Annotated in this window: 25 protein-coding genes; 13 read left to right on the top strand and 12 right to left on the bottom strand. The window is 69.7% G+C overall.

Features of this window, described 5'->3' with window-relative positions:
* Nucleotides 1-49: 49 nt before the first annotated feature.
* A complete protein-coding gene (locus G5B46_RS22735) occupies nucleotides 50-934 on the bottom strand; it encodes a hypothetical protein (protein ID WP_165262753.1) in 885 nt (294 codons plus the stop codon).
* A gap of 292 nt (nucleotides 935-1,226) precedes the next feature.
* Here G5B46_RS22735 and G5B46_RS22730 point away from each other — a divergent pair, with 292 nt between their 5' ends.
* The 5 genes from G5B46_RS22730 (at nucleotide 1,227) to G5B46_RS22710 (ending at nucleotide 5,173) form a co-directional block, all read left to right on the top strand.
* On the top strand, nucleotides 1,227-1,922 hold the full coding sequence (locus G5B46_RS22730; RefSeq protein WP_165262751.1) for a DnaJ family molecular chaperone: 696 nt from the start codon (nucleotides 1,227-1,229) through the stop codon (nucleotides 1,920-1,922).
* Nucleotides 1,923-2,046: 124 nt separating this feature from the next.
* A complete protein-coding gene (locus tag G5B46_RS22725; RefSeq protein ID WP_165262806.1) occupies nucleotides 2,047-2,346 on the top strand; it encodes a hypothetical protein in 300 nt (99 codons plus the stop codon).
* 129 nt (nucleotides 2,347-2,475) lie between these two features.
* Nucleotides 2,476-2,766 carry a putative quinol monooxygenase gene (locus G5B46_RS22720; protein ID WP_165262749.1) on the top strand — a complete coding sequence of 97 codons (291 nt, stop codon included), beginning with the start codon at nucleotides 2,476-2,478 and terminating at the stop codon, nucleotides 2,764-2,766.
* 71 nt (nucleotides 2,767-2,837) lie between these two features.
* A complete protein-coding gene (hisC, locus tag G5B46_RS22715) occupies nucleotides 2,838-3,896 on the top strand; it encodes a histidinol-phosphate transaminase (RefSeq protein ID WP_165262747.1) in 1,059 nt (352 codons plus the stop codon).
* A gap of 185 nt (nucleotides 3,897-4,081) precedes the next feature.
* Nucleotides 4,082-5,173, top strand: coding sequence for an NADH:flavin oxidoreductase (locus tag G5B46_RS22710; protein WP_165262745.1), 1,092 nt, complete (start codon nucleotides 4,082-4,084; stop codon nucleotides 5,171-5,173).
* Between the two features lie 175 nt (nucleotides 5,174-5,348).
* Here the strand turns inward: G5B46_RS22710 and G5B46_RS22705 are convergent, their stop codons facing one another.
* From G5B46_RS22705 to G5B46_RS22690, 4 genes are all read right to left on the bottom strand, one after another.
* Nucleotides 5,349-6,260, bottom strand: coding sequence for an SMP-30/gluconolactonase/LRE family protein (locus G5B46_RS22705; protein WP_165262743.1), 912 nt, complete (start codon nucleotides 6,258-6,260; stop codon nucleotides 5,349-5,351).
* A 78-nt stretch (nucleotides 6,261-6,338) separates the two neighbouring features.
* A complete protein-coding gene (locus tag G5B46_RS22700) occupies nucleotides 6,339-7,415 on the bottom strand; it encodes a nitronate monooxygenase family protein (RefSeq protein ID WP_165262741.1) in 1,077 nt (358 codons plus the stop codon).
* Nucleotides 7,416-7,423: 8 nt separating this feature from the next.
* Nucleotides 7,424-7,801: a hypothetical protein gene (locus G5B46_RS22695; protein WP_165262739.1), complete on the bottom strand. Its 378-nt coding sequence runs from the start codon at nucleotides 7,799-7,801 to the stop codon at nucleotides 7,424-7,426.
* Nucleotides 7,798-8,316: a dihydrofolate reductase gene (locus G5B46_RS22690; protein ID WP_165262737.1), complete on the bottom strand. Its 519-nt coding sequence runs from the start codon at nucleotides 8,314-8,316 to the stop codon at nucleotides 7,798-7,800. The genes G5B46_RS22695 and G5B46_RS22690 overlap by 4 nt, the downstream gene beginning before the upstream one ends.
* A gap of 146 nt (nucleotides 8,317-8,462) precedes the next feature.
* Here G5B46_RS22690 and G5B46_RS22685 point away from each other — a divergent pair, with 146 nt between their 5' ends.
* On the top strand, nucleotides 8,463-9,908 hold the full coding sequence (locus tag G5B46_RS22685; protein ID WP_165262735.1) for a hypothetical protein: 1,446 nt from the start codon (nucleotides 8,463-8,465) through the stop codon (nucleotides 9,906-9,908).
* Here the strand turns inward: G5B46_RS22685 and G5B46_RS22680 are convergent.
* From G5B46_RS22680 to G5B46_RS22670, 3 genes are all read right to left on the bottom strand, one after another.
* On the bottom strand, nucleotides 9,905-10,744 hold the full coding sequence (locus G5B46_RS22680; protein WP_165262733.1) for a thymidylate synthase: 840 nt from the start codon (nucleotides 10,742-10,744) through the stop codon (nucleotides 9,905-9,907). The genes G5B46_RS22685 and G5B46_RS22680 overlap by 4 nt on opposite strands.
* Before the next feature lie 97 nt (nucleotides 10,745-10,841).
* Nucleotides 10,842-11,768 (bottom strand): CsgG/HfaB family protein, encoded by a 927-nt coding sequence (locus G5B46_RS22675; RefSeq protein WP_240903620.1) that lies wholly within the window; start codon nucleotides 11,766-11,768, stop codon nucleotides 10,842-10,844.
* Nucleotides 11,769-11,859: 91 nt separating this feature from the next.
* Nucleotides 11,860-12,414: a DUF924 family protein gene (locus tag G5B46_RS22670; protein ID WP_165262731.1), complete on the bottom strand. Its 555-nt coding sequence runs from the start codon at nucleotides 12,412-12,414 to the stop codon at nucleotides 11,860-11,862.
* A 104-nt stretch (nucleotides 12,415-12,518) separates the two neighbouring features.
* Between G5B46_RS22670 and G5B46_RS22665 the strand changes: the two genes are divergently transcribed.
* The 3 genes from G5B46_RS22665 (at nucleotide 12,519) to G5B46_RS22655 (ending at nucleotide 15,292) form a co-directional block, all read left to right on the top strand.
* Nucleotides 12,519-13,469 (top strand): RcnB family protein, encoded by a 951-nt coding sequence (locus tag G5B46_RS22665; RefSeq protein ID WP_165262729.1) that lies wholly within the window; start codon nucleotides 12,519-12,521, stop codon nucleotides 13,467-13,469.
* A 241-nt stretch (nucleotides 13,470-13,710) separates the two neighbouring features.
* A complete protein-coding gene (ilvC, locus tag G5B46_RS22660) occupies nucleotides 13,711-14,730 on the top strand; it encodes a ketol-acid reductoisomerase (RefSeq protein WP_165262727.1) in 1,020 nt (339 codons plus the stop codon).
* Between the two features lie 127 nt (nucleotides 14,731-14,857).
* Nucleotides 14,858-15,292, top strand: a complete 435-nt coding sequence (locus tag G5B46_RS22655) for a hypothetical protein (RefSeq protein ID WP_165262725.1) — start codon at nucleotides 14,858-14,860, stop codon at nucleotides 15,290-15,292.
* Here the strand turns inward: G5B46_RS22655 and G5B46_RS22650 are convergent.
* Complete coding sequence (locus G5B46_RS22650; protein ID WP_165262723.1) at nucleotides 15,289-16,089, bottom strand: CAP domain-containing protein; 801 nt, start codon at nucleotides 16,087-16,089, stop codon at nucleotides 15,289-15,291. The genes G5B46_RS22655 and G5B46_RS22650 overlap by 4 nt on opposite strands.
* A gap of 63 nt (nucleotides 16,090-16,152) precedes the next feature.
* On the opposite strand from G5B46_RS22650, the gene G5B46_RS22645 reads away from it, so the two are divergent.
* A complete protein-coding gene (locus tag G5B46_RS22645) occupies nucleotides 16,153-16,716 on the top strand; it encodes a nucleoside 2-deoxyribosyltransferase (RefSeq protein ID WP_165262721.1) in 564 nt (187 codons plus the stop codon).
* A gap of 186 nt (nucleotides 16,717-16,902) precedes the next feature.
* A complete protein-coding gene (locus tag G5B46_RS22640; protein WP_165262719.1) occupies nucleotides 16,903-18,270 on the top strand; it encodes an MATE family efflux transporter in 1,368 nt (455 codons plus the stop codon).
* Nucleotides 18,271-18,387: 117 nt separating this feature from the next.
* Here G5B46_RS22640 and G5B46_RS22635 read toward each other — a convergent pair whose 3' ends face one another.
* Both G5B46_RS22635 and mdoH read right to left on the bottom strand, forming a co-directional pair.
* Nucleotides 18,388-19,284, bottom strand: coding sequence for a cobalamin biosynthesis protein CbiG (locus G5B46_RS22635; protein ID WP_165262717.1), 897 nt, complete (start codon nucleotides 19,282-19,284; stop codon nucleotides 18,388-18,390).
* A 167-nt stretch (nucleotides 19,285-19,451) separates the two neighbouring features.
* A complete protein-coding gene (gene mdoH, locus G5B46_RS22630; RefSeq protein WP_165262715.1) occupies nucleotides 19,452-21,446 on the bottom strand; it encodes a glucans biosynthesis glucosyltransferase MdoH in 1,995 nt (664 codons plus the stop codon).
* 285 nt (nucleotides 21,447-21,731) lie between these two features.
* Between mdoH and G5B46_RS22625 the strand changes: the two genes are divergently transcribed.
* Complete coding sequence (locus G5B46_RS22625; RefSeq protein WP_165262713.1) at nucleotides 21,732-22,082, top strand: copper-binding protein; 351 nt, start codon at nucleotides 21,732-21,734, stop codon at nucleotides 22,080-22,082.
* A 133-nt stretch (nucleotides 22,083-22,215) separates the two neighbouring features.
* Here the strand turns inward: G5B46_RS22625 and G5B46_RS22620 are convergent, their stop codons facing one another.
* Nucleotides 22,216-23,241, bottom strand: a complete 1,026-nt coding sequence (locus tag G5B46_RS22620) for an NADP-dependent oxidoreductase (protein WP_165262711.1) — start codon at nucleotides 23,239-23,241, stop codon at nucleotides 22,216-22,218.
* 102 nt (nucleotides 23,242-23,343) lie between these two features.
* Between G5B46_RS22620 and G5B46_RS22615 the strand changes: the two genes are divergently transcribed.
* Nucleotides 23,344-24,273 (top strand): Gfo/Idh/MocA family oxidoreductase, encoded by a 930-nt coding sequence (locus G5B46_RS22615; protein WP_165262709.1) that lies wholly within the window; start codon nucleotides 23,344-23,346, stop codon nucleotides 24,271-24,273.
* Nucleotides 24,274-24,276: the final 3 nt, after the last annotated feature.

Below are 24,276 nucleotides of genomic sequence, written 5' to 3'. Positions count from 1 at the left end.
CCCTCTGGGGGAGGCGGCCCGAAGGGACGGAGGGGGTGTGCGCCGCCTCTCAATCCGGCTTGCAGATCAGCACGTCCTTGCCGCCGCGCTTGGCGGGGACGAGGCTGCCGGCGCAGGCCTGCGGGTTGTTCGGGTCGATGATGATCTCGCGGCTGGCCGGCAGCTTGGCCGGGGTCGAGCCGATCGGGGCCAGCGGCTTGGCGGCGGGCTTGGCCGCGGGGGCTGCGGCCGTTGACGCCGGTTTCGCAGCGGGTTTCTGGACGGGGGGCTTCTGAACGGCGGGCTTGGGCGCGGGCGCGGCGGGCGCCGAGGCCTCGATCTTGGCCGGGGCGGGCGTTTCGGCCGGCGGCGGCGGGGGCGGCGGGGCTTCCGGTTCGGGCGCGGGGGCGGCTTCGGGCTCGACCGGCACGGCGCTCTTGACGTTGTAGTTCAAGGCCTGGCCGAACAGGTTGGACTTGCTTTCCAGCGCCTTGGCGCGGGTCTCGCAGTCGCCGGGCGGCGACCAGCTCATCCACACCTGGGCCAGGCGCGCCTTGTCGACGGCTTCCGAGCCGCCCCAGATCGAACGGCCCTTCTTCATCGCGGCCGCGCCGTACTCGGCGATCGGGCGGGGGCTGGCCTTCTCGGCGGCGGTGATGGCCGCGGCGTAGGTCTTCAGGTCGCCGCGCGCCTGGATGCGCATCGCCGGATATTCCTTCAGCGCGGCGGCCGCGCCGTCGGGACCGGGGAAGGCCTTCTCGATCCGCGTCACCTCGGGCATGACCTTGTCGTAGAGGTCGACATAGCCGCCGAGCGCGCCGTAGCACCAGGCGATGTAGCCGTACTCGTCGGTCGGCGGCGTGGCGGCGGGCTGGGTGCGCGGGGGAGGAGCGGCGGTGGTCACGGGCGCGTCCTGCGCCATCAGGGCGAGGGCGAAGAGAAGAGCGGTCGCCATACGGCCGGGAATCCTTTCGGTAGCGTCAGTAAGCTGACTAGAGCATTTCGGGCCGCATTGGGACCTCAGCATGGCGCCGTATGGACAAAGTCCCGCGCCAAGCTCAGCCATAACGACGAACGCGCCGGATGGCTCCGAAGATGGCGGCAATTCTGAACAAGTTTACATGTGCGATGCAGCAATCGCCGGGTGGGTCGCGTGCGATGCGTATGCTAGAAGGCCCTTCCGGTGCGTCATCCTGGCGCCGCCCGGATCCGTATCTTCCACGACCTGCCGGCGTTAGACTTTCCGCATGACCTTCTGGCGCAACATCGCAAGCATCGCGGCCCGTCGGCTGGATCTGGCGGAATGCGCCGAGTGTCCGCCCGGACCGCCGGGGCAGGATCCGGCGTTCTCGACGGCCGTGACGGCGCTGGGCGCCAAGCTGGCCAAGGCCGACGGCAGCGCCGACGGACACGAGTTCGAGGCCTTCTCGCAGGTGTTCCATCCGGACCCCGCGTCCGAGCAGAACATCCACCGCCTGTACGACCTGGCCCGCCAGACCACGCACGGCTTCGAGAGCTACGCCAAGCGGCTGGCCAAGCGCTACCGCTCGTGCCCGCAGCTGCTGGAAGACGTGCTCGACGGCCTGTTCCATATCGCCAAGGCCGACGGCGCGGTGACCCAGGACGAGCTGGACTACCTGGAGCGGGTGGCCGAACTGTTCGGCCTGTCGCCGCTGGCCTTCCGCCGTCTCAGCGCCACCCACCTGGGGGCGGGCGCCGACGATCCCTACGTGATCCTCGACGTGCCGGCCGACGCCGAGGACGAGGTGGTGCGCAAGGCCTGGAGGTCGGCCCTGTCGGACGCCCACCCCGACCGGGCCCGGGCTCGCGGCCTGCCGGCCGAATTCATCGAGGTGGCCGAGGCCAAGGCCGCGGCGATCAACGCGGCTTTCAGCACCGTCATGCGCGAGCGGCGGGAACTCGGGCTGGCCGCCGCGGGTTGAACGGAAAAGTCTTTGTGATTGAACCCAATGGGTGTTCAGTTGACGTTCAGACCTCCAGAGCCAACCTAAGGGACGAGGACGGAGATTCTGGGCGCCCCGGCGCCGATCGAGGACGACGATGACCATGACCCTGGGCGCGAACATCGGCGCGACGCATTCTTCGGCCTTGCGCGGCCTGGCCGCGGTGGTCGGCGGCGTGGCCACGGCGATCGCGGTCTCGGTGGCCGCCGTGGTGGCGGTCGTGTTCGCCGCGACCCTGGTGGTGGTGGGCTTCATGGCCACCGCGCTCCTGGGCCTGGCGGCCTTCGCCCTGCGGGGCCGGCGTCCGGCCCGGGCCAAGGCCTCGACCGATCCCAACCTGATCGAGGCCCGCAACGTCGGCGGCCACTCCTGGGTCGCCTACGGCTGGAACGAGCGCCGCTAGATCGCACCACCTTCTCTGCAAGTTTCGAACGCCGCGACGCCACGGGCTGTCGCGGCGTTTTTCGTTGGCGCTTGCCCTGCAGCGGAACCTCGTCCACCGTGCGTTCAAACAAACGTTGGGAGGTGGTGCATGATCGGCGTGGTGGCGACCCTGAAGGTGCAGCCGGACAAGGCTTCGGCGTTCGAGGCGGTGTTTCTCGACCTGGCCGCCAAGGTGAAGGCCAACGAGCCGGGCGCGATCGTCTATCAGTTGACCAGGTCCAAGACCGAGGCCGGCGTCTACAAGGTGCTGGAGCTCTACGCCTCGGGCGATGCGCTCAAGCACCACGGCGGAACCGACTACTTCAAGGCCGCCGGCGCGGCCATGGCGCCGTTCCTGGCCGGTCGTCCCGAGATCGAATATCTCGACGCGGTGGAGTAGGGGCCAAGCCCGCGCTTGACGGACGGCCCAAGGTTCCGCATCCCGGCGGCGCAAGTCGTTGGAGCAAGACCTTGAGCCGTTTCTGGAGCCCGCTGGTCCACACGCTGTCGCCCTACGTGCCGGGCGAGCAGCCGAAGATCGCCGACCTGGTCAAGCTGAACACCAATGAGAGCCCCTACGGGCCTTCGCCCAAGGCGGTCGAGGCCATCGCGGCGGCCGCCGGCGAGGCCCTACGGCTCTATCCCGATCCGACGTCCGGCGCGCTGCGCGAGACCCTGGCGGCCTATCACGGCGTGTCCGTGGAGCAGGTGTTCGTCGGCAACGGCTCTGACGAGGTGCTGGCTCACGCCTTCCGCGCCCTGCTGGGCCACGCGGCGCCGCTGCTGTTTCCGGACATCACCTACAGCTTCTACCCGACCTACTGCCGCCTGTTCGACGTGGCCTACGAGACCGTGCCGCTGTCGGGCGACCTTTCGGTGCGCATCGAGGATTATCGGCGAGCGGCCGGCGCGATCATCATCGCCAATCCCAACGCCCCGACGGGCGTGGCCCTGACCCGCGCGCAGATCGCCCAGCTGCTGGCCGAGCACCCCGACAAGCCGGTGGTGATCGACGAGGCCTATGTCGATTTCGGCGGCGAGAGCGCCATCCCGCTGGTCGCCGATCATCCGAACCTCTTGGTGGTGCAGACCATGTCGAAGTCGCGAGCCCTGGCTGGCCTGCGGGTGGGCTACGCCATCGGCGACGCGGCGCTGATCGAGGGGCTGACGCGGGTCAAGGACAGCTTCAACTCCTACCCGCTGGGCCGGCCGGCCCAGGCCGGGGCGATCGCCTCGGTCGAGGACGAGGCCTTTTTCCAGGACAGCCGCGCGCGGGTGATCGCCGGCCGCCGCCGCCTGGTCGAGGGGCTGGAGGCGCGAGGTTTCTCCGCCCCGGCCTCGTCGGCCAACTTCGTCTTCGCCCGCCACGCCTCGCGGCCGGGCGCGGAGCTGGCGGCCGAGCTTCGTACGAGAGGGGTGATCGTCCGCCGCTTCGACGCGCCGCGCATCGGTGACCACCTGCGGATCACCGTGGGGACCGACGGCCAGATCGACCGCCTGCTGGGCGCGCTGGACGAGATCCTGGGGTAGCTCTCCTGTCGTCATCCCGGTTCTCCGCTTCGCTGCGGCCGGGATGACGGGCTAATGGGCCGGTAGGGGGTTTTCTTTCTGTACGGTCTTCACCAGATACAGCGTCCGTTGCAGTATTTCTGTATGGCGGATGATCCGAACAGGTGTTTGGATCAGGAACGTTCATTTCCCGCTGGAGCGCCCGCATGGCCCTCGACGCCCTCTTCAAGCCGTTCGAATTCAAGTCGCTGAAGCTTCCCAACCGGGTGGTGATGGCGCCGATGACCCGGTCGTTCTCGCCCGGCGGCGTGGCTACCGACGACGTGGCCGCCTACTACGCCCGCCGCGCGGCGGCCCAGGTGGGCCTGATCGTCACCGAGGGCACGGGCGTCGCCCGGCCGGCCTCGCTGAACGATCCCAACGTGCCGCGCTTCCACGGCGAAAAGGAACTGGCGGCCTGGAAGACGGTCGTCGACGAGGTGCATGCGGCCGGCGGCCTGATCGCCCCGCAGCTGTGGCACGTGGGCTCGGCCAAGGGGCCGGCGCAGCTGGGCAAGGTCGACAGCCCGTCGGGCGTATCCAAGGCGGGCGGCGGCCAGTTCACCGAGCCGATGAGCGATTCCGACGTCGCCGACACCATTACCGCCTTCGCCACGGCCGCCGCCGACGCCAAGCGCCTGGGTTTCGACGCCATCGAGCTGCACGGCGCGCACGGCTACCTGATCGACCAGTTCTTCTGGAACGGCACCAACTTGCGTGACGACGCCTTCGGCGGCCCGACCATCGCCGAGCGCAGCAAGTTCGCTGCCGAGATCCTCAAGGCCGTCCGGGCCGCCGTCGGTCCCGACTATCCGGTGATCATCCGCCTGTCGCAGTGGAAGCAGCAGGACTATGCGGTGAAGAACGCCGAGACGCCGCAACTGCTGGAAGCCTGGCTGCAGCCGCTGGCCGACGCCGGCGCCGACATCTTCCACTGCTCGCAACGCCGGTTCTGGGAGCCCGAGTTCGAGGGATCAGACCTCAACTTCGCCGGCTGGACCAAGAAGCTGACCGGCGCCCCGACGATCACCGTCGGCTCGGTGGGCCTGTCGGGCGAGTTCATCGCGGCCTTCGGCGGCGAGGGCAGCCAGCCGGCCTCGATCGACGGCCTGCTCGAGCGCCTCGACCGCGGCGAGTTCGACCTCGTCGGCGTCGGCCGCGCCCTGCTGCAGGACCCTGAGTGGGTGGTGAAGATCCGCGACGGGCGGAGCGACGAACTGCAGAATTTCAGCCGCGAGGCGCTGGGGGTTCTGTACTGATCGACCGCGATCCCTCTCCCCTTGCGGGAGAGGGTGGCCTCGCGTAGCGAGGTCGGGTGAGGGGGCTCTCAGAAATCAAACGCCGCGACAGCCGATCAGCCGTCGTGGCGTTTTCGTGGTGGCGACCCCTCATCCGTCAGCTTCGCTGACACCTTCTCCCGCAAGGGGAGAAGGATCAGGCCCCGAAGTTCAACTTCAGCCCCGGCCGCTCCCAGCGGCCTCGCCAGAGCTTTCCGGTTCCCGACGCGGTGATCCACACGTCCTGCATGTCGGCGCCGCCGAAGCAGAGGTTGGTGGTGATCACGTCCGGAACCGCCACGTGCTGCGTCGCGCCGTCGGGCGAGAAGGCGGTGATGCCGCCGTTGATGATGGTGGCCACGCACACCCGGCCGTCGGCCTCGACCGCCAGGCTGTCGAGCAGCTGATAGCCCGGCAGGTTGCAGACGACGCGGCCCGGCTGCAGCGGGGCGGGCGGGACCAGTTCGCCCGGCGCGGCCACGTCGAAGGCCCACAGCCGCCCCAGCATGGTGTCGGCCACATAGACCACGTCTTCGGCCGGCGACAGGCCAACCCCGTTGGGCGAGATCAGGTGGTCGCGAGCTCGCACGATGCGGCTGCCGTCGGTCTTGGCGTAGTACAGCGCGCCGTACCGGCGGCCGTCGGGCGTGGAGCAGCCGTGGTCGGTGAACCAGAAGCCGCCGTGCCTGTCGAAGACCAGGTCGTTGGGCCCGACCAGCCGCTTGCCGTCGCAGGCCTCGTACAGCGTGGTCACCGCGCCGGTGGAAAGGTCGACGCGCTGGATAGAGCCGCCCTTGTGGCTGTCGGGCGTGGGGCCGGGGACGTTCAGCCCGCCCATGTCGTAGAACTGGAAGCTGCCGCCGTTGTTGGTGACATAGACCGCGCCGTCCGGGCCGATCGCCGCGCCGTTGGGGCCGCCTGGCAGGTCGGCGACGGTGGTTCGCGTTCCGTCCGGCGTGATCCGGGTCAGTGTCTGGCGCTGGATCTCGACCAGCAGCACCGAACCGTCGGCCATGGCGATCGGGCCCTCGGGAAACTGCAGGCCTTCGGCGACGAGGGTCAGGTCCATGTCGTCTCGCTCCCTTGCTGCACCTCTGCGGGTGTCTGTGCGGGAGTAAACGGTCGTTTGAACCGGGCCGCAACCCGTTCAGGCGTCGGCGAGCAGCCGGGTCAGCGCTTCGGCGTCGAGGCCGCGCGGCGCCAGGCGGGCCGACTGGCCGGCCCAGAGGTTGGTGAAGTCGCCGTTCGCACCGTCCTGGCGCAGGGGCGTCAGGGCGCCGCCAGCCAGCGGGAAGGGCGGGACCACCGCGCCGCCGATCGGCCCGACCTCGCGCATCAGCCGGTTGGCCACGCCTCGGGCCGGGCGGCCGGTGAAGACGTCGGTGATCATGGTGTTGTCGTCGCGGGCCTCGTCCAGGGCGGCGCGGTGGGCCGCCGGGATCCTTGCCTCGGGCGTGAAGAGGTAGGCCGTGCCGACCTGCACGCCGGACGCGCCCAGGGCCCGGGCGGCCGCGACGCCGCGCGCCTCGGCTATGCCGCCGGCGGCGATCACCGGAACGGAGACGGCGGCGACCACCTGCGGCAGCAGCGAGAACAGGCCCGGCTGGGCGGCGGTGTCGAGGCGGTTGTCGATCGACTCGCCGAAGCCCGGCAGGAAGGTTGCGCGATGGCCGCCCGCCTCGGCGCCCATGGCGATGACGGCGTCGACGCCGTTGTGCTCCAGCCACACGGCTTCTGCGACGGTGGTGGCCGAGGACAGAACCCTGGCGCCGGTGGCCCGTACACGATCGAGCAGGGCGCTTTCCGGCAGGCCGAAGTGGAAGCTGACCACCTGGGGCCGCAGGTCCTCGACCAGGGCGCAGAAGGCTTCGTCGAAGGGGGCGCGGCCCCCGGCGGGCGGCGGGGGCGCGGGATCCAGCCCGGCCTCGACATAGTAGGCCGCCAGGCGCGCTCGCCAGGCCAGCATCCGCGCCGGATCGGCGACGGGCGGGGTATGGGCGAAGAAGTTGAGGTTCAGGGGCGCGTCGATCACGGCCCGGAACTCGGCGATCGCCGCCCGGGCCTGGTCGGGCGTGTACTGGGCGCAGGCCAGCGAACCCAGGCCGCCGCCGCGGGCCGCGCCGATGGCCATGGCCGGCGTCGTCGCCCCCGCCATCGGGGCCTGGAGGACGGGCGCTGAGATCCCGAGAAGGTCGATCAGCCGGCGGTCTGGCCAGGCGCTCATGGAAGGTCTCAGTTCAGGTCGAAGAGGTCGTAGGCGATCAGCTGCAGGCGCTCGTCGAAGAAGGCGCGGCCGTAGCTGGAACGCTGGAGGGCGGCCTGGTCGACGCCGTGCTCGACGTCGGAACCGCTGGCGCCGGGCGCCGAGCAGGGCACCGACAGGCGCAGGTTCCGGCCGACCTTCACCTGCACCCCCGGTTCGGCCCGGACGACCGTGGCGGCCACGAAGCAGCGGCCGCGCACGCCGCGCGGAACGCCGACATGCTTGACCTGGACCACCACGATCTCGGCGGCCTTGTCGCGGGCCAGCTGGCGTGCGTCGACGGCCGGCTGCGGCGCCGTGGACGACGCCGCCTGGGCCAGGACGAGGGCGGCCAGCACGGCGCTCATTTGCGTTCCAGCACGCGGAACACGAACGGGAAGTCGTCGCCCTCGCCGGCGGGACGCTCTTCGCGGCGCACTTCGGTCCAGGCGCTTTCGTCGAAGGCCGGGAAGGCCACGTCGCCCTGAACCTCCGCCTGCACTTCGGTGACGTAGATGCGCCTGGCGCGGGGCAGGGCCAGTTCGAACAGGGCCGCGCCGCCGATCACGCAGACCTCCTCGACGCCGTCCTCGGCGGCCTGCTCCTTGCCGATCTGCACTGCCTCGGACCAGGTGTCGCAGACCACCGCGCCCTCGGCCTCGAACTTGTGGTCGCGGGTCAGCACGATGTTCAGGCGGCCGGGCAGGGGCTTGCGAGGCAGGCTGTCCCAGGTCTTGCGGCCCATGATCACCGGCTTGCCCAGGGTGGCGGCCTTGAACATCGCAAGGTCGGACTTGAGCCGCCAGGGCAGGTCGTTGTCGCGGCCGATGACGCCGTTGAGCGAGCGGGCCACGGGGCCGACGGTGAGGATAGGCGTGGTCAAGGCGATCGATCTCGTTGAATTCAGGCTAAGGTTGTGTAACGGTGTTCTGTGAGGATCGGGGGATCATCATGCGACATTGGACTGGGGTGTGCCTAGCCGCCGGCTTGGCGTTTAGCATGAGCGCGTGCGCGCTGACGAACGAGGGCGTGAGCGACCTGCGCCGGATGCAGCCGCCGGCCGCCGACAGCAGCAGCTGGGGCGACTGGGTGATGCACAAGGCGCCCTCCAACGCCGGCGACGTCATCGGGCTGGACGACACGGTCTCGATCACGATGGACCATATCCACGTCTACGGCCTGATCGAACCGCCGATCAGCCCGCAGCAGGCTTTCCTGTCCGGCGGCTGGACCGCCAAGAGCGGCGAGGTGGCGCTGCTGGCCAAGGCCGTCGTCATCGACCAGTCCAACCAGGCGGTGCCGTCCTGGACCAAGCTCGACGGGCACCGGGTGATCTTCTATTCCGGCGACGTCGAGGTCGATCAGCCCCTGAATGGGCGCAACCTGCCGGTGTTCGGGCCGTCCAAGGTGCCCTCGGGCCGCCTGCAGCTCGACTTCGCCATGATCGAGATGGACCGCACCAGCGCCCAGGTCGAAACCCTGCTGACCGAACTGGCCGACCAGGGGGCGACGGCGCTGAACCTGTCGAACCCGGCGGTGGTGCCGCTGGTCAAGCTGGGCACCTCGCTGCTGGCGGCCGATCACGACGACACCCAGCTGCGATACCAGGTCTATTTCGACATCGGCGCCAAGGGCCTGCAGACCCTGCCGCTGGTCGAGGGGCGCTACGTCCTTCTGCGCAAGGAAGACCGGCAGGCCGCCTTCGACTGGCGCACGGTCTGCTTGGGGGCTGACGACGGGGTGCTCTACAACGTCAAGAAGGAGGACGTCGGTGCGAGCAAGCCCTGCGACGTCACCGCGGACAACCGGTTCCGCAAAGAGACCTATCTCAGCTTCCGCGTCGTGAAAGGCCTGCCCGAAAGCGCGGCCGTCACCCTGGCCACCCTGTCGGACCTCGGCGCCGAACTGGACGCGCGCACGACCGTGCAGGCGAGCCAGATCAACGACATGGTCGAAAAGCGCATGCTCACCTCCTATCGCGACAACAACGTCGCGACTGTGCGGCTGGGTTGGAAGAGCGTCGTTGCGACGGCGGCCGACTACGCCGAACTGGCCTATGTCGAGCCGGCGGCGGGAACGACCTGCGTGGCGGCGTCCGGCAGCGACGCCGGGGCGGCCAAGCTGGCCCTGGTCAGCACCACGCTCGACTACTACCAGCAGCTCACGCCTCTGGCCGCCTACGTCAACACGGCTCCGGTCGCGCCGGCGGCCGATGCGCGCAACATCAAGGCCGCCTATACGGCCGAGGCCTACAAGCTGCAGGCCGACGTGCTGATGTCCTACCTGCTGGTTTCGCGAGGCTGGGCTGGCGACAAGATCGCCACGGCGCGGGACGTTTCGAAATTCGGAACGGGCGACCTGTTCGCCGCCGGCCCCGCCCTGGCGGCGCTCCTGGTCACCGACGCCGAAACCAAGGGCCAGGCGCGCTGCGACGCACGGCTGAAGGCGAAGGCGGCGCCGGTCGCGGCGCCCTAGACCGAGACCGCCGCCTTGATGTGCGGGTGGGCTTCGTAGCCTTCCAGCGCGAAGTCCTCATACTCGAAGGCGAAGAGGTCGGTCTTGTCGGCGATCCGCATCGTCGGGAAGGTCTTGGGCTCGCGGGTCAGCTGCTCGCGGGCCTGGTCCAGGTGGTTCAGATAAAGGTGGGCGTCCCCGAAGGTGTGCACGAACTCGCCCGGCTGCAGGCCGACCACCTTGGCGACCATCAGGGTCAGCAGGGCGTAGCTGGCGATGTTGAAGGGCACGCCCAGGAACACGTCGGCGCTGCGCTGGTAGAGCTGGCACGACAGCTTGCCGTCGGCGACGAAGAACTGGAACAGGCAGTGGCAGGGCGGCAGGGCCATGTCCTCGACATCGGCCGGGTTCCAGGCGCTGACGATGTGGCGGCGGCTGTTGGGATTGGTCTTCAGCCCCTCGACCAGATTGACGATCTGGTCGATCGAGCCGCCGTCGGGCGTCGCCCACGAGCGCCACTGCTTGCCGTAGACGGGGCCGAGTTCGCCGTTCTCGTCGGCCCACTCGTCCCAGATGCGCACGCCGTTGTCCTTGAGATAGGCGATGTTGGTCTCGCCCTTCAGGAACCACAGAAGCTCGATGATGATCGAACGCAGGTGCAGCTTCTTGGTGGTCAGGACCGGAAAGCCCTTGGCCAGGTCGAAGCGGATCTGACGACCGAAGACGCCCAGGGTGCCCGTGCCGGTGCGATCGCCGCGCTGGACGCCGTTCTCGAGGATGTCGGCGAGCAGGGTCAGGTACTGCCGCTCGGGATGGTCGGCGGCGGCTTTCGGGGCGTCGAGGACGTCGGTGGTCATGGGGCGCACAATCGCGACGAATCGAGCCCGTGGCCAATCACAAAAACGCCCCGCGCGGCGAGCCGGCGGGGCGTTCTCGTTCAGGACGAGTTCGGACTTACTTCGACGGCTCCAGGCCGGTGTTCAGCACCCAGCCGACGTTGTCGTTCTCGTCGGCCACTTCCCACCACAGCTCCTGCTTCTTGCCGGTCGGGTAGACGATCGAACCGGCCGGCAGGGCGCGGATCAGCTTGCCGGCCGCGACCGGGGTGGCGCGCATGTTGACGACGCGGGTGGCCACGAAGGTCTTGGTCGGCGCCGCCTGGGCGGCCTGGGCGCTGTCGCCCACCAGGCCCAGCTCGCCCACCATCTTCGAGTAGCTGTTGATGAAGGCCAGGGTGATGATACGGCCGATCTCGGTGTCCTCGTAGCCGCCGCCGACCGCGCCGGCGAAGCCGATGCCGCCGCCCGCGCCCCAGCCGATGTCATTCTTCACGGCGTAGCCTTCCTGCACGGCCACCGTCTCGGTGGTGCGCACGTTGGTCAGCGACAAGACGGTGTTGGCTTCCAGCTTCTTGGTCTTGATGCCGCCGACCAGCGCGCCGGCGCGGCCGCCGATCAGGCCGCCGATGGCGCCGGCCACCGCGCCGCCGCCGGCGTTGCTGTCGCTGGCCTGGACCTCGGCGACCAGCACGTAGTCGGCCGCCTTGATCTGGCCCTGGCCGACATTCGAGCCGCGCTGCAGGCCCAGATTGCCGCCGATGTTGCGCTCGATCTGGGCGGCGTTCAGGCCCGCGCCGCGGTCGACGAGGTTGAAGCAGCCCGACTTCTGGACGATGGCGCGCAGCAGCTTCTGCGGCGAGGCCAGGTTGTACTGGGTCCAGCCGCGGGGATCGTCGCCGTCGATGATCGACAGCGTGCCCAGCTTGCGCGTGCAGCGCGGCACTTCGGCCTGGGCCTGCATCTGCTGGGCCTTGGTCGGCTTGGCTTGAGCGAACGCCTCGACCGGAGCGGCGACGCAAACCATCGCGCCGGCCGCGAGCATGAGTTTCTTCATCGACATAGACAGCGCCCTCCAGGCCCCTTCGAATTTCGGGCGGACACTACAGTATCGATTGCACGCAAGCCAAGCTCGCCTAACCGGCGAACCCGCCTTCGTCGAGAAAGGCCTGCTCGGCCGGGGTGGTTTCGCGGCCCAGCGCGACGTTGCGATGCGGAAAACGACCGAAGCGGGCGATGATGTCGCGGTGGATGATCGCCCACTTCATCGCGTCCTCGTCGCCGGTGTCGGCCTGCATGCCGGCGCACAGCTCGATGCACAGTTCCTGGTCGGCCAGGGATTCGGAGTGCTCGAACGGCAGGTAGAAGAAATAGCGCAGCTCGGGGGCCACAGCGGTGTCGTGGCCCTTGGCGATGGCGGCGCGCGCCACGGCGCGGGCCTTGCCGTCGGTGGCGAAGGCGTGGCCGCTGCGGCGGTAGAGGTTGCGGGGGAACTGGTCGAGCACGATGATCAGGGCCAGCGAGCCCTCGGGGGTTTCGACCCAGCCGTCATAGTCGCCGCGGGCGGCCGCGTGATGGGTGGGTTCGTACTTCAGGCGGATGGCCTCGTCGAACGCCCGGTTCTTGTCGAACCACTGCTTGGGGCCGGCTTCGGTCCAGAAGCCCAGGATGTCCTGCGGTCGGGCGGCCATGGCCTTCTCCTGCGGGTTTCGTTCAATTGCGGTTCATGCGCCAAGCGCGACACTGTGATCAAGGGATGAGCCACGGGCCGGCGCAAGGCCCCTTGGAGCAAGAGATGAAACGTCTGATCACCGTCGCGATGATCCTGTCGCTGACGGGCGGCGCGGCGGCCCAGGCCGGCTCCGCCGCGACGGTCCTGGCGATGCAGCAGAACGAGCGTGGCGACCGCGGCGATCGTGGCGGCCGCGCCGACCGTGGGCCGCGCCCCGAGCGCCCCGAACGTGGCGACCGCCAGGACGGCGGCGGCTGGCGTGGCGGCGGCGATCGCGGCGGCCAGCCCGCCCCGCAGGCCCAGCGGCCGCCCGAGGCCCGTCCGGCCCCGCAGGCGCCCCAGGCTCAGCAACCCGATCGCGGCGACCGCGGCGGCTGGCAGGGCAGGGGCGATCGTCCCGATCGCCCGACCGGGGGCTGGCAAGGCGGCCAGGATCGCAATCCGGGCGGATCCCGCCCCGACCGTGGCGAACGACCGGATCGCGGCGAGCGCCCCGACCGCCCGAGCGGCGGCTGGCAGGGCGGCGACCGCGGCCCCGACCGCAACGATGGTCCGAGCCGTCCGGGCGGCGATCGTCCCGATCGTCCCAATGGCGGCTGGCAAGGCGATCGCGGCGACCGTGGTCCCGACCGCGGCCGTCCCGGCGGCGGCTGGCAGGGCGGGGATCGTGACCGGGATCGTCCCGGTCCGCGTCCCGGCGACCAGCGCTGGCGCGACCGCGACAACGGTCGTCCCCAGTACGACCAGCGTCGCTGGCGGCCCAGCTACCGTTCGCCCCAGCGCTACCGCGCCCCGGCCTACCGCTATCCGCGCGGCTGGTACGTCAATCGCTGGAGCTTCGGCGACTACCTGCCGGGCGGCTGGTTCTCCAGCTACTACTACCTCGACTGGTTCCGCTACGGCCTGCCCATGCCGCCGATCGGCTGCGAATGGGTCCGGGTCGGCGACGACGCCGTCCTGGTCGACGTCTGGAGCGGTCGCGTCCTGAGCGTCTACTACGATCTCTTCTGGTAAGCGGGCGACCGCGCCGGAGCGAAGGCCGCGCTTCCATCGGGAGGCGCGGCCTTTTTCGTTTTCGGGCTGGACGGCGCTTTGGAAGGGCTTTTTCGCCTCACTCGCGGTAATTAAGCGTCGCCGAACGTCGCTCATGGCGCGCGCTGCCTTGACGAAGCGGCAAAAAAACGCTCAAACGCCCGCCTTTCCCGCTTTCAGATTGCGTGAGGCGGGCAGATTGACCAGTCCTGGAGAAGAAATCATGCGCGTCTACTACGACCGCGACGCCGACCTCGCCCGCATCCTGGACCGGAAGATCGCCATCGTAGGCTATGGCAGCCAAGGCCACGCCCACGCCCTCAACCTTCGTGACAGCGGCGTGCCGAACGTGGCCGTCGCCCTGCGCCCGGGCTCGCCCTCGGCCAAGAAGGCCGAAGCCGAAGGCCTGAAGGTGCTGTCGGTGGCCGAAGCCGCCGCCTGGGCCGACATGATCATGATCCTGGCGCCGGACGAGCACCAGGCCGCGATCTACAAGAACGACATCGCTCCCAACATCCGTGACGGCGCGGCCCTGCTGTTCGCCCACGGCCTGAACGTCCACTTCGGCCTGATCGAGCCGAAGGACACCATCGACGTGCTGATGGTCGCGCCGAAGGGCCCGGGCCACACCGTGCGCGGCGAGTACCAGAAGGGCGGCGGCGTGCCCTGCCTGATCGCGGTGCACCACAACGCCACCGGCAACGCGCTGGACCTCGGCCTGGCCTACGCCTCGGCCATCGGCGGCGGCCGCTCGGGCATCATCGAGACCAACTTCCGCGAGGAATGCGAAACCGACCTGTTCGGCGAGCAGGCCGTCCTCTGCGGCGGCACGGTCGAGCTGATCCGCGCCGGCTTCGAAGTGCTGGTTGAAGCCGGCTACGCACCGGAAATGGCCTACTTCGAGTGCCTGCACGAGCTGAAGCTGATCGTGGACCTGATCTACGAAGGCGGCATCGCCAACATGAACTACTCGATCTCGAACACCGCCGAGTACGGCGAGTACGTCACCGGCCCGCGCGTCGTGACCGCCGAAACCAAGGCCGAGATGAAGCGCGTGCTGGAAGACATCCAGTCGGGCAAGTTCGTCCGCGACTTCATGCTGGAAAACGCCGTCGGCCAGCCGTCCTTCAAGGCGACCCGCCGCCGCGCTTCCGAGCACCAGATCGAGGAAGTCGGCGCGCGTCTTCGCGGCATGATGCCGTGGATCGCCAAGAACAAGTTGGTGGACGTCACCAAGAACTAAGTCTCGGCCTTACGGCTGAAACCGGGAACGGCGGGCTCGAAAGGGCCCGCCGTTTTTCGTTTGTCGATATTGCGCGCCGGCGCGGAGCGGATCAGGGTCGCGCCTTTCCGGCGAGGGGCGCTGCAGGATGTTTCGAATTTGGGTCGCGACCATCGCGGCCGCCGGTCTTCTGGCCGGCGCGGGCGGGGCCGTCGCGCAGGTGTCGGGCAAGACCGACGAGGTTTCGGCCGTCGAGGTGTCGGCCTCCCTGGAGGTCAAGGTGTCGGTCGCCGTCGGCGGCGACATCGGCCCGCGCACCTTCGTGTCCAGCGCGCCCCTGGGCATCGACTGCGGCGGTTCGGCCTATCGCTTCACCTCCGAAGAGCTGCGCCAGTGCTGGCTGTGGGTGCGGCGCAAGCGCGAGACCCTGCTGACCGCCCAGGCCGAGGGGCGCTTCGGAACCGACTGGACCGTGCAGTGGACGGGGTGCGAGCCGATCGCCAACGGCGCGGCCTGCCGGCTGACGCCGAAGATCGAGACCAATGTCGCGGCCGTGTTCGCCCGCATGACGCCCTTGCCCTAGCCGAGCACGAACACCGGACCCCAGGCCACCTGGTACTTGTGGGTTCCGCTGCTCAGGTGCGGCCGAAGCTGCCAGGCGCCGGGCGGGATGCTCACCGGCTGGGGGCGCTCGACATAGGTCTGGGTCAGCACGTCGCCGCCGGGCTCCGACAGCGAGAACTGATCGATGCGCGGGCTGGCGCGCGACAGGGCCGCGGCGATCGCCTCGACGCTCTGCGCGCGCAGCGGGGCGGGGGCGGCCAGGCGCGCGGAGACCTCGGCGTATACGCCCACGGCGATCACCTGCGGACCCTCGCGCAGGGCGGCGTAGGCCGCGTGGGTGAAGCCCGGCGCCAGCAGGTTGGCGCGGTGGCCGGGGCTCGTCTTCCACTGGCCCATGATCTGGTCAGGACGCACGACGCCGGCTGCGTTGCGGCGCATGGCGATGTTCTCGGCCGGGGCGCCGACGAGGTCGCGGGCCAGCAGGCCGACGCGGGCGGCGGGGCCGAAGCCTTCCCTCGTCATGTGGTCGTAGATCCGGCTGCGGGCGATGTCGGCGGCGTGGGCGCGGGCGGCCAGGGCCAGGCCGGGATCGAACCGCAGCGGCGACAGGCCCCGGGCCTCTCGGAAAGCATCGCCCTGGTCGAGCAGATCGCGTTCGAAATCGGCGTCGAAATCGCCCCGCCGGTCGGCCAGCTGGCCGCGCAGGCGCGCTTCGTAGGCGAGGAAGGTCTGGGCGGAGGCCGCCTTGGCCAGGCCCGGCGCGGTCAGGGCGGCGGCGCCCAGGGCCAGGGCGGAGCGGCGGGAAAGGGCGGTCATCGGCGGACGGTTCGTGCTCCAAGACGGTTGACAGGGCGGGCCGGTCGCCCGCTCTAAGGCCGGATGCGACCTGTCCGTTCCCTTTGGCTGGCCGGCCCCGAAGCCTGGCTCCCTGACGCGCAAGCTCAAGACCTGCGCCGCAAGGCCCTGTGCCTGGACGCCGGCTTCACGCCGTTCTCGGGCGGCCAGGCCGCGCCGGGAGACGACTTCAGTTCGGAGATCCAGGCCCGCGAACTCTACATGGACCGCATGGCCCAATTGCGTCAGGTGGATGCGGCCATCGTCAACCTGACCCCCTGGCGGGGTCCGTCCTGCGACACCGGCGTGGCGTTCGAGGCCGGGGTTCTGGCGGGCCTGGGCAAGCCGGTCTTCGCCTATCTCAACGTCGAGGACGAAAGCCTGGCCGAGTATGTCGACCGGGTCGACGTGCTGGTCGGCGCGCAGCGGGGCGAGGACGGGGTCTGGCGCGACGAACAGGGCTGCGTGGTCGAGGATCTCGGCCTGCCCGAAAGCGTGATGCTGTGGGCCGAGGCGCGGCGACTGTTCGTCATCGTCACGCCCGAGCCGCTGCACGACCTGACGGGGCTGGAGATGTGCCTGCAGGCGTTGAGGCTCTACGCGGAGTAGGGGGAGAGCCCCCTCAGTCGGCTTTGCCGACAGCCCCCCCCCCCCCCCCAGAGGGGGAGCATCTGGGCGCTTGAAGATCCTCCCCCTTTGGGGGAGGTGGCCCGAAGGGCCGGAGGGGGTGAGGCGCCCCTTGCCCAATCGATGGGCATCGGCCACCTTCCGGCCCCGTTTCGAAAGGCCCACTCCATGTCGCGTCCCGCGGCCGCGCCGGCTTCCGGGAAGTCGCGCGGCGTCATCGCCACTGACCTGATCGAACTGCTGCGCCTGGCCGGGCCGGTGGTGCTGTCGCGCCTGGGCATCATGGTCATGGGCCTGACCGACGCCATCGTCGTCGGCCATTTCTCGGCCCAGCAGCTGGGCTTCCACGCCATGGCCTGGGCCCCGACCTCGGTGTTCGTCACCGTGACGGTCGGCCTTCTGGTCGGGACCCAGGTGATGGGGTCGCGCGCCATGGGCGCGGGGCGGCCCCAGGAAGCCGGCGCGGTGCTGCGGCGGGGCGTGGTCTACGCCTTCTGGCTGGGCGTCGGCGGCTCGGCCCTGCTGGCGCTCGCCGCGCCGCCGCTGCTGCATCACGTGGGCATCGAGAAGGCCCTGGCCGACGGCGCGGCCGCGCCGCTGATCGTCTTCTCGCTGTCGCTGACGCCCTATGCGCTGAGCGTGGCCTTGAGCTTCTGGCTCGAGGGGCTGGGGCGGCCGGGCTTGGTGACGGTGAACATGTGGATCGCCAACATCATCAACCTGGCGGTCAACCTGCTGCTGGTGCCCGGCGTCATGGGCCTGCCGGCCCTGGGCGCGGTGGGCGCGGCCTGGGCCACCTTCGTCGCCCGCACGGCCTTCACCATCATGCTGGCGGTGGTGATCTGGCGGCTGAAGGACGCCCGGGCCATGGGCGTGTTCGACAAGCCGCCGCGTGATCGCGCGGCCGAGAAGGAGCAGCGCCGGGTCGGCTACGGCGCCGGCAGCTCAAACCTGTTCGAGGTCTCGGCCTTCGCCGGCATGAGCCTGGTGGCCGGCTGGCTGGGCGGACTGAACGTCGCGGCCTGGGCCGTGGTGCTGAACGTGGCGGGCGTGATCTTCATGGTCCCGCTGGGCCTGGCGACGGCCACCGCCGTGCAGGTGGCCCGCGCCCACGGCGCGCGCGATCCGGCGGGCATGAGCCGGGCCGGCTGGATCTCGTTCGCCGTCACCGCGGTCTTCGCCCTGGTGGTGGCGGTGCTGCTCTATCCGCTGCGCCACCTGGTGGCCGGCGCCTACACCGCCGATCCGGCCGCCATCGCCCTGATCGCGCCGGCGCTGGTGCTGACCTGCCTGTTCCTGGTGCCCGACGCCGTGCAGGTGGTCTGCGCCCAGGCCCTGCGGGCCCGCGGCGAGGTCTGGATCCCCGCCGGCACCCACATGGTCGCCTACGCCCTGATCATGGGGCCGCTGGCTTGGTGGCTGGCCCTGCCGATGAATATGGCCCTGGACGGCATCGTCTGGTCGGTGATCGTCACCAGCTTCGCGGCGGCGGCGATGCTGCTGGGACGGTATCGGATGCTGGATCTGAAGGGGTAGGACCCCCTCAGTCGGCTTTGCCGACAGCTCCCCCAGAGGGGGAGCATCTGGCGCGGCTAAGATCCTCCCCCTTTGGGGGAGGTGGCCCGCAGGGCCGGAGGGGGAGCCGCGAAGCGGCTACGCCCCCAGGATCCAGCCTTCCTGGGTCTGCACGTCCTCGACCAGCTGCGCGGGCGCGTCCTTGGCGGGGCCGAACTGGGCGGCCAGCTTGCCCGCCTCGTCGAGCTTGGCGAAGTGTTCGGCAAGGCCGCGCACCTGGGCCAGGTCCTTGATCTCGCCGGGGCCGGGGACGGCCTTGATCAGCGAGGGATAGACCTCGGCGACCACGGCTTCGACGCCGTCGAGGTCGGCCTCGGTCAGGGGCTTGAAGCCGGTTTCGAACGGCCAGACCCGCACGGCCTCGCCACGAGCGTCCTTCAGGCGGCGCACGGCCGGGATGCCCATGATCGCCTGACCTCCGACCGAGCCGTTGTAATAGAGCTTCCAGATCGAGTGCGCGCCTTTCGCCGCCACGTCGGCGTGGCGGAACTCGGGCAGGTCATCGGGACCATGTTCGCGGGTGCGCTTGGGCTGCAGGGTGGTCAGAGCGTCCTTAGGCGGGCAGCCCCAGAACGGGAACGGGCCGCCCGTCAGGCGGCGGTTGATCTCCGAGCCGACGCCGAAGCGGTTGTTGGTGTTGTCGGCCTTGTCCTTGACCATCTTGTTCAGCTGGTCCCAGACCGCGCGCCAGGGCGTCTCGCCCGGCAGGTTCAGGGCCTGGGAGAAGCCGCGCGGGAAGCCCAGCGGGAAGTCGAAGCCCACCAGGGCGCGCTCGCCGCGCTTCTTGAGGTCGTCGAGGATGACGGCGAGCTTGGCCTCGGCCTCGTTGCGCGTGGCCGGGTTGAAGCTCTCGAAGGTCAGGCGGAAACGCACGTCGCGCTTGAGCACGCCGATCCAGACGGAGTCGGCCCCGGTGGTCGGCTTGGCCGCCGCGCTCCAGTCGACGATCACATAGGCGCTGAAAAGCCGCGACACGGCGGAGGCTCCGTCAAATCCAAACGAAGCGCGCTTCTACTCCCCCAAAGGGCGAGCCGCCAGCCGTTGCGAAGCTTGAGTAGGTCTTTCTGGTTCGGCCATATCGACGGCCAACAAAAAACCTCGCCCGGGAGGGGCGAGGTTTCTCAGGTTCGGCGATCGGGCCGTCAGGCGGCGGTCTGTTCGGCGGGCGCCAGGGCGGGGGCCTTGGCCTTGCCGACGTTCCAGCGGACCGGCGGCTCGCAGACCGGGCCGAGGGCGGCGCGGACGATGGCGGGCGGCTGGCGCTCGTCGGGGGTCATGAACAGGCCGTTGGCCTTTAGGGCCAGGCCCGCGGCCTTGCTGGCGCCCAGCATGGTCAGCGGCACGGCCAGGATCAGGCCGGCCAGGATCGGGGCGGTGGCCGTCAGCAGGTCAGGCGTGAACCAGAACAGGCCGGCCAGAACCAGGCCCGTGGCGCTGATCCAGCCCATGGCGGCGCAGGCTTCCTTGAAGGCGACCTTGTCGGCGTCGCGGCGCTGGGCGCTCCAGCCGCCGACGCGGCCGGCCAGGATCTCGACCACGGCGCGGGTCTGGGTGAACATCAGCATCGGGGCCACCAGGGCCGACAGCAGCATCTCGACGCCCAGGCCGGCCATCACGCGGCGACGGCCGCCGAAACCCTTCAGCTCGTGCTTGCGCATGAAGATCAGGGTGGCGCCCAGGATCTTGGGGCCGAACAGAAGCACGAAGGTGATGATCATCGCCCAGGCCGTGGCCTGGATCTCGCGCCAGTCGATCAGGGCGTGGGCGGCGGCCTGCAGGTCGGCCATCGTGAACGCGGCCTTCTTCACCTCGGGCATCAGGGCGCGCGAGATGACGCCGGCCGACAGGGCGACGAACCAGATCGGCGACAGGGCGTAGCTGAGCACGCCGATCACCAGGTGCAGGCGGCTCATCCAGTGCAGGCCCGGCAGGCCGATCAGCGGCACGTGCTGGACGTTGCCCCGGCACCAGCGGCGGTCGCGGGTGGCGAAGTCGAGCAGGTTGGAGGGGCTCTCTTCGTACGAGCCTTCCAGGTAGGGGGCCAGGTGCACGGCCCAGCCGCCGCGGCGCAGCAGGGCGCTTTCCAGGGCGTCGTGGCTCATCACCTCGCCGCCGAAGGGCTTGGGGCCGTTCAGCGAGGGCAGGCCGCAGGTCTGGGCGAAGGCCTTGGTGCGGATGATGGCGTTGTGGCCCCAGAACGAGCTTTCCGAACCCGACCACCAGGCCAGGCCCGTCCAGGCCACGCGGCCATAGAGCTTGGTGGCGAACTGCAGGGTGCGGGCGAAGATCGTCTGGCCGTTGATGATCGTCGGCATGGTCTGGATCAGACCCACGCCCGGGTGACGCTCCATGGCGTCGGCCAGGCGCACCATGGCGTCGCCGGTCATCAGGCTGTCGGCGTCGAGCACCAGCATGTGCTCGTAGTCGCCGCCCCAGCGGGCGACCCAGTCGGCGACGTTGCCGGCCTTGCGGCCCGTATTGTCGGCGCGGCGGCGATAGAAGACGTGGCTCGAGGCCTCGCGGCGGAAGCGGGCGAAGCAGGCCTGTTCGGCCAGCGCCACGGCGGCGTCGCGGGTGTCGGAGATGATGAAGATGTCGAAGGCGCGGCTGTTGCCGGTCTCGGCGATCGAGGCGTCCATGGCCCGCAGGCGAGCGAACACCGCCTGGGCGTCCTCGTTGTAGACCGGCATCAGGATCGCCGTGCGGGCGCGCGGCTTGGGCATGGGCTTGCTGCTATCGATGCCCAGCGGGTCCTTCGGCGTGCGCAGCAGCACCACGAAGCCGGCGACGGCGGTGACGAACCACAGGGCCAGAGCCAGGAACAGCGGGGCCAGCAGGGTCAGGCAGACGGCTTCCAGGCGGGTGACGCCGCCCAGGGCGACGGTGTCGAACGTGGCCTTCCAGCCGGCCGCGCCCATGATCGCCGTGGCGATGAAGATCACCCAGCGGCGCATGACCGTTTCCGAGCCCGGGCCGCGCACGGCGCGGGCCGCGCCTTGCCAGAAGCCGAGCGGCTGCACCGGCATGGCCAGCGGGGCCTCGGCCGGGATCTCGACGCGGTCGCGCGGGGCGATCACGGTTTCGAAGGCCACGGGCGTCGAGGTGGCCAGGTCGAAGAAGGCGCCGCGTTCGGTCATCGGGTCCGTCTCGGTGATCCGACCGTGGTCGGACGAAATGCAGAGCTTCGTTTTCGCGCCGAACGCCTTCACGGGACGCCTCCGGTCCGCTAGGGATCGGGCGCGTTCAGCAAGGGTCTGGCGTTGAACGAAGTCCGGCGGAGGAAAACCGCCGACGCAGTTAGAGTAAAACTTCGATCACGAAATCGCTATCGAAAATGTGATCCATTTCGCAGGTGCGGCGAAAAAATTGTGCAAATGCGCATAACTGGGCCGCGGGGAGGCCTTGGAGAATTGAGCAAGCTTATGAAATTCAAGGCTGTTTTTGCGCTTATCGTGGTTTCGGCCCTGGCCGGTTGCGGACCGGGCGACAAGGGCCAGGGTTCGAAATCGCCCGCCGCCCAGCCCGCGCCGCCGATCTCGACGGCGCCGCAGCATGAGACTCAGGGCGTGATCGCCGCGATCGAAGGCCAGGTGCTCACGCTCGATCACGACGGCGCGAGCGCCGCGCCGCTGGCCGCCGGCCGCACCACTTTCCAGGCCTATGGCGACGTGCTGGCCGAGGCCCCGCTGGAGCCCGGCGCGCGCGTGACGTTCAAGTTCCGCAAGGTCGCCGTCGGCGAGGGCTGGGAACTGACCGAGATGCGGGGGCGGTAGAAGGATGCTCCCCCCTGAAGGGGGAGCTGTCGCGAAGCGACTGAGGGGGAAGTGACTGCTGCGGCTCAGATGCCGCTTCCCCCTCCGGCCCTTCGGGCCACCTCCCCCTTCAGGGGGAGGATCTAAGAGCCCCCTACAGCTTCACCAGCATCTTCCCGAGGTTCTCGCCCGAGAACAGCTTGATGAAGGCTTCGGGGGCGCGCTCGACGCCTTCGACCACGGTCTCCTTCCAGGTCAGCTTCCCGGAATTGATCCAGTCGGCCATGTCGCGGACGAAGGCCGGGAACAGGTCGTAGTGGTTGGAGACGATGAAGCCCTCCAGCCGCAGGCTCTTGCCCACCGCCTGGATGATGTTGGCCGGGCCGGTCGGGCGGCCGGTCTCGTTGTACTGCGAGATCATTCCGCACAGGGCGAAGCGGCCAAAGGGGCGGGCCGAATTGAGGGCGGCTTCCAGGTGCACGCCGCCGACGTTCTCGAAATAGACGTCGATGCCCTTGGGGGCGACCTTGGCCAGTTCGGCGGTCACGTCGGGGGTGGCCTTGTAGTCGATCACGTGGTCGACGCCGATCTCCTTTAGGAAGGCGACCTTCTCGGGCCCGCCGGCCGAGCCGATCACCGTGTGGCCCTTGATCTTGGCGATCTGGCAGACGACCGAGCCCACCGCACCGGCGGCGGCCGAGACGAAGACGATGTCGCCTTCCTTGAGGGCGGCCACGCGCAGCAGGCCGGCATAGGCGGTCATGCCGGGCATGCCGGCCACGCCCAGGAAGGTCTGGGGCGGCATGCCGTGGGTGCTCAGGCGCATGATCCCGCCCATCGGGCCGGCGGCGGCCAGGGCCTTGGGATTGGCGTTGTAGGCCTCGCGCCAGCCGAACATCGAGCTGACGATGTCGCCGACCTTGAAGTCCGGATCGTTGGAGGCCGTGACCTCGCCCACCGCGCCGCCCTGCAGGGCCTTGCCCAGTTCGAACGGCGGCACGTAGCTCTTCCGGTCGGTCATGCGGCCGCGCATGTAGGGGTCGACCGACATGTAGAGGTTCCTGACCTGGATCTCGCCGTCGCCGGGCGGCGGCAGCTCGACGCTGGCCAGTTCGAAGTTCTCGGCGGTCGGCACGCCGACGGGGCGGCTCTTGAGGCGGATCTCACGCGACGTGGTCATGGCGACCTCCCTTAATGTTCTGGTTCAAACGAATGTTTAGCGCTGGCTCGTCTCCGCCGCCAAAGCTTTTCGCGCTTCGTCGAAGCGGCTAGAGACGGGCCCATGACCCAAGAAGCGCAAGTCCAAGCCCTCAAAGCCGGTGTTGTCGGCGCCGGCGTGTTCGGTGGCTACCACGCGAAGAAATATGTCGAGCTGCCGGGCGTCGAGCTCGTGGCTGTGTTCGACATCGACCTCTCGCGTGCGCAGGCCCTGGCCGGCTCGCTGGGCGCGGCGGCCTTCGACGACATGGACGCCTTCCTGGCCGCCGTCGACGTCGTCACCGTCGCCACGCCGGCCGTGCACCACGCCAAGGCGGCGCTGGCGGCGCTGAAGGCGGGCAAGCCGGTCTATTCCGAAAAGCCGCTGGCGGTGAGCCCCGAAGACGCCGACGCCCTGATCGCCGCCGCCGCCAAGGCCGGCGTGCCGCTGGCCTGCGGCCACCAGGAACGGGTCGTGTTCCAGGCCATGGGCCTGCTGGACATTCCCGAGCAGCCCACCCGCCTTGAGGCGGTGCGTCGCGGCACGCCGTCGGACCGCAATCTCGACGTCTCGGTGGTGCTGGACCTGATGATCCACGACATCGATCTGGCCCTGGCGTTGTGCGCCGCCGATCCGGTGGCGGTGGAAGGCGAGGGCGAGGCCGATCGCGGCTATGGCCTGGACTGGGTGAAGGTCGAGGCGACCTTCGCCAACGGCTTCACCGCCGTGTTCGACAGCTCGCGCGTGGCGCAGGCCCGCGAGCGGACGATGAAGGTGGTCTATCCCTCGGGCGAGGTCGAGATCGACTTCCTGGCCCGCACCTTCCGCAACACCACCCCGTTCCCGCTGATCGAGGACTTCACCGAGACCCCGGCCGGCAAGGATCCCCTGGGCCAGAGCGTCGCCGGCTTCCTCAAGGCCGTGCGCGGCGAGGCTCCGCGTCCCGTGGTCACCGGCGAGGAAGCCGCCCGGGCGCTCGACCTGGCCCTGGCGGTCGAGCACTCGACGGAGTGAGGC

Origin of the sequence: Caulobacter sp. 602-2 (genome assembly GCF_011043625.1) — a bacterium.
GTDB lineage: Bacteria > Pseudomonadota > Alphaproteobacteria > Caulobacterales > Caulobacteraceae > Caulobacter.
The sequence above is the reverse complement of the archived record's forward strand: the minus strand, read 5'-3'. Positions and strand labels throughout refer to the sequence as shown.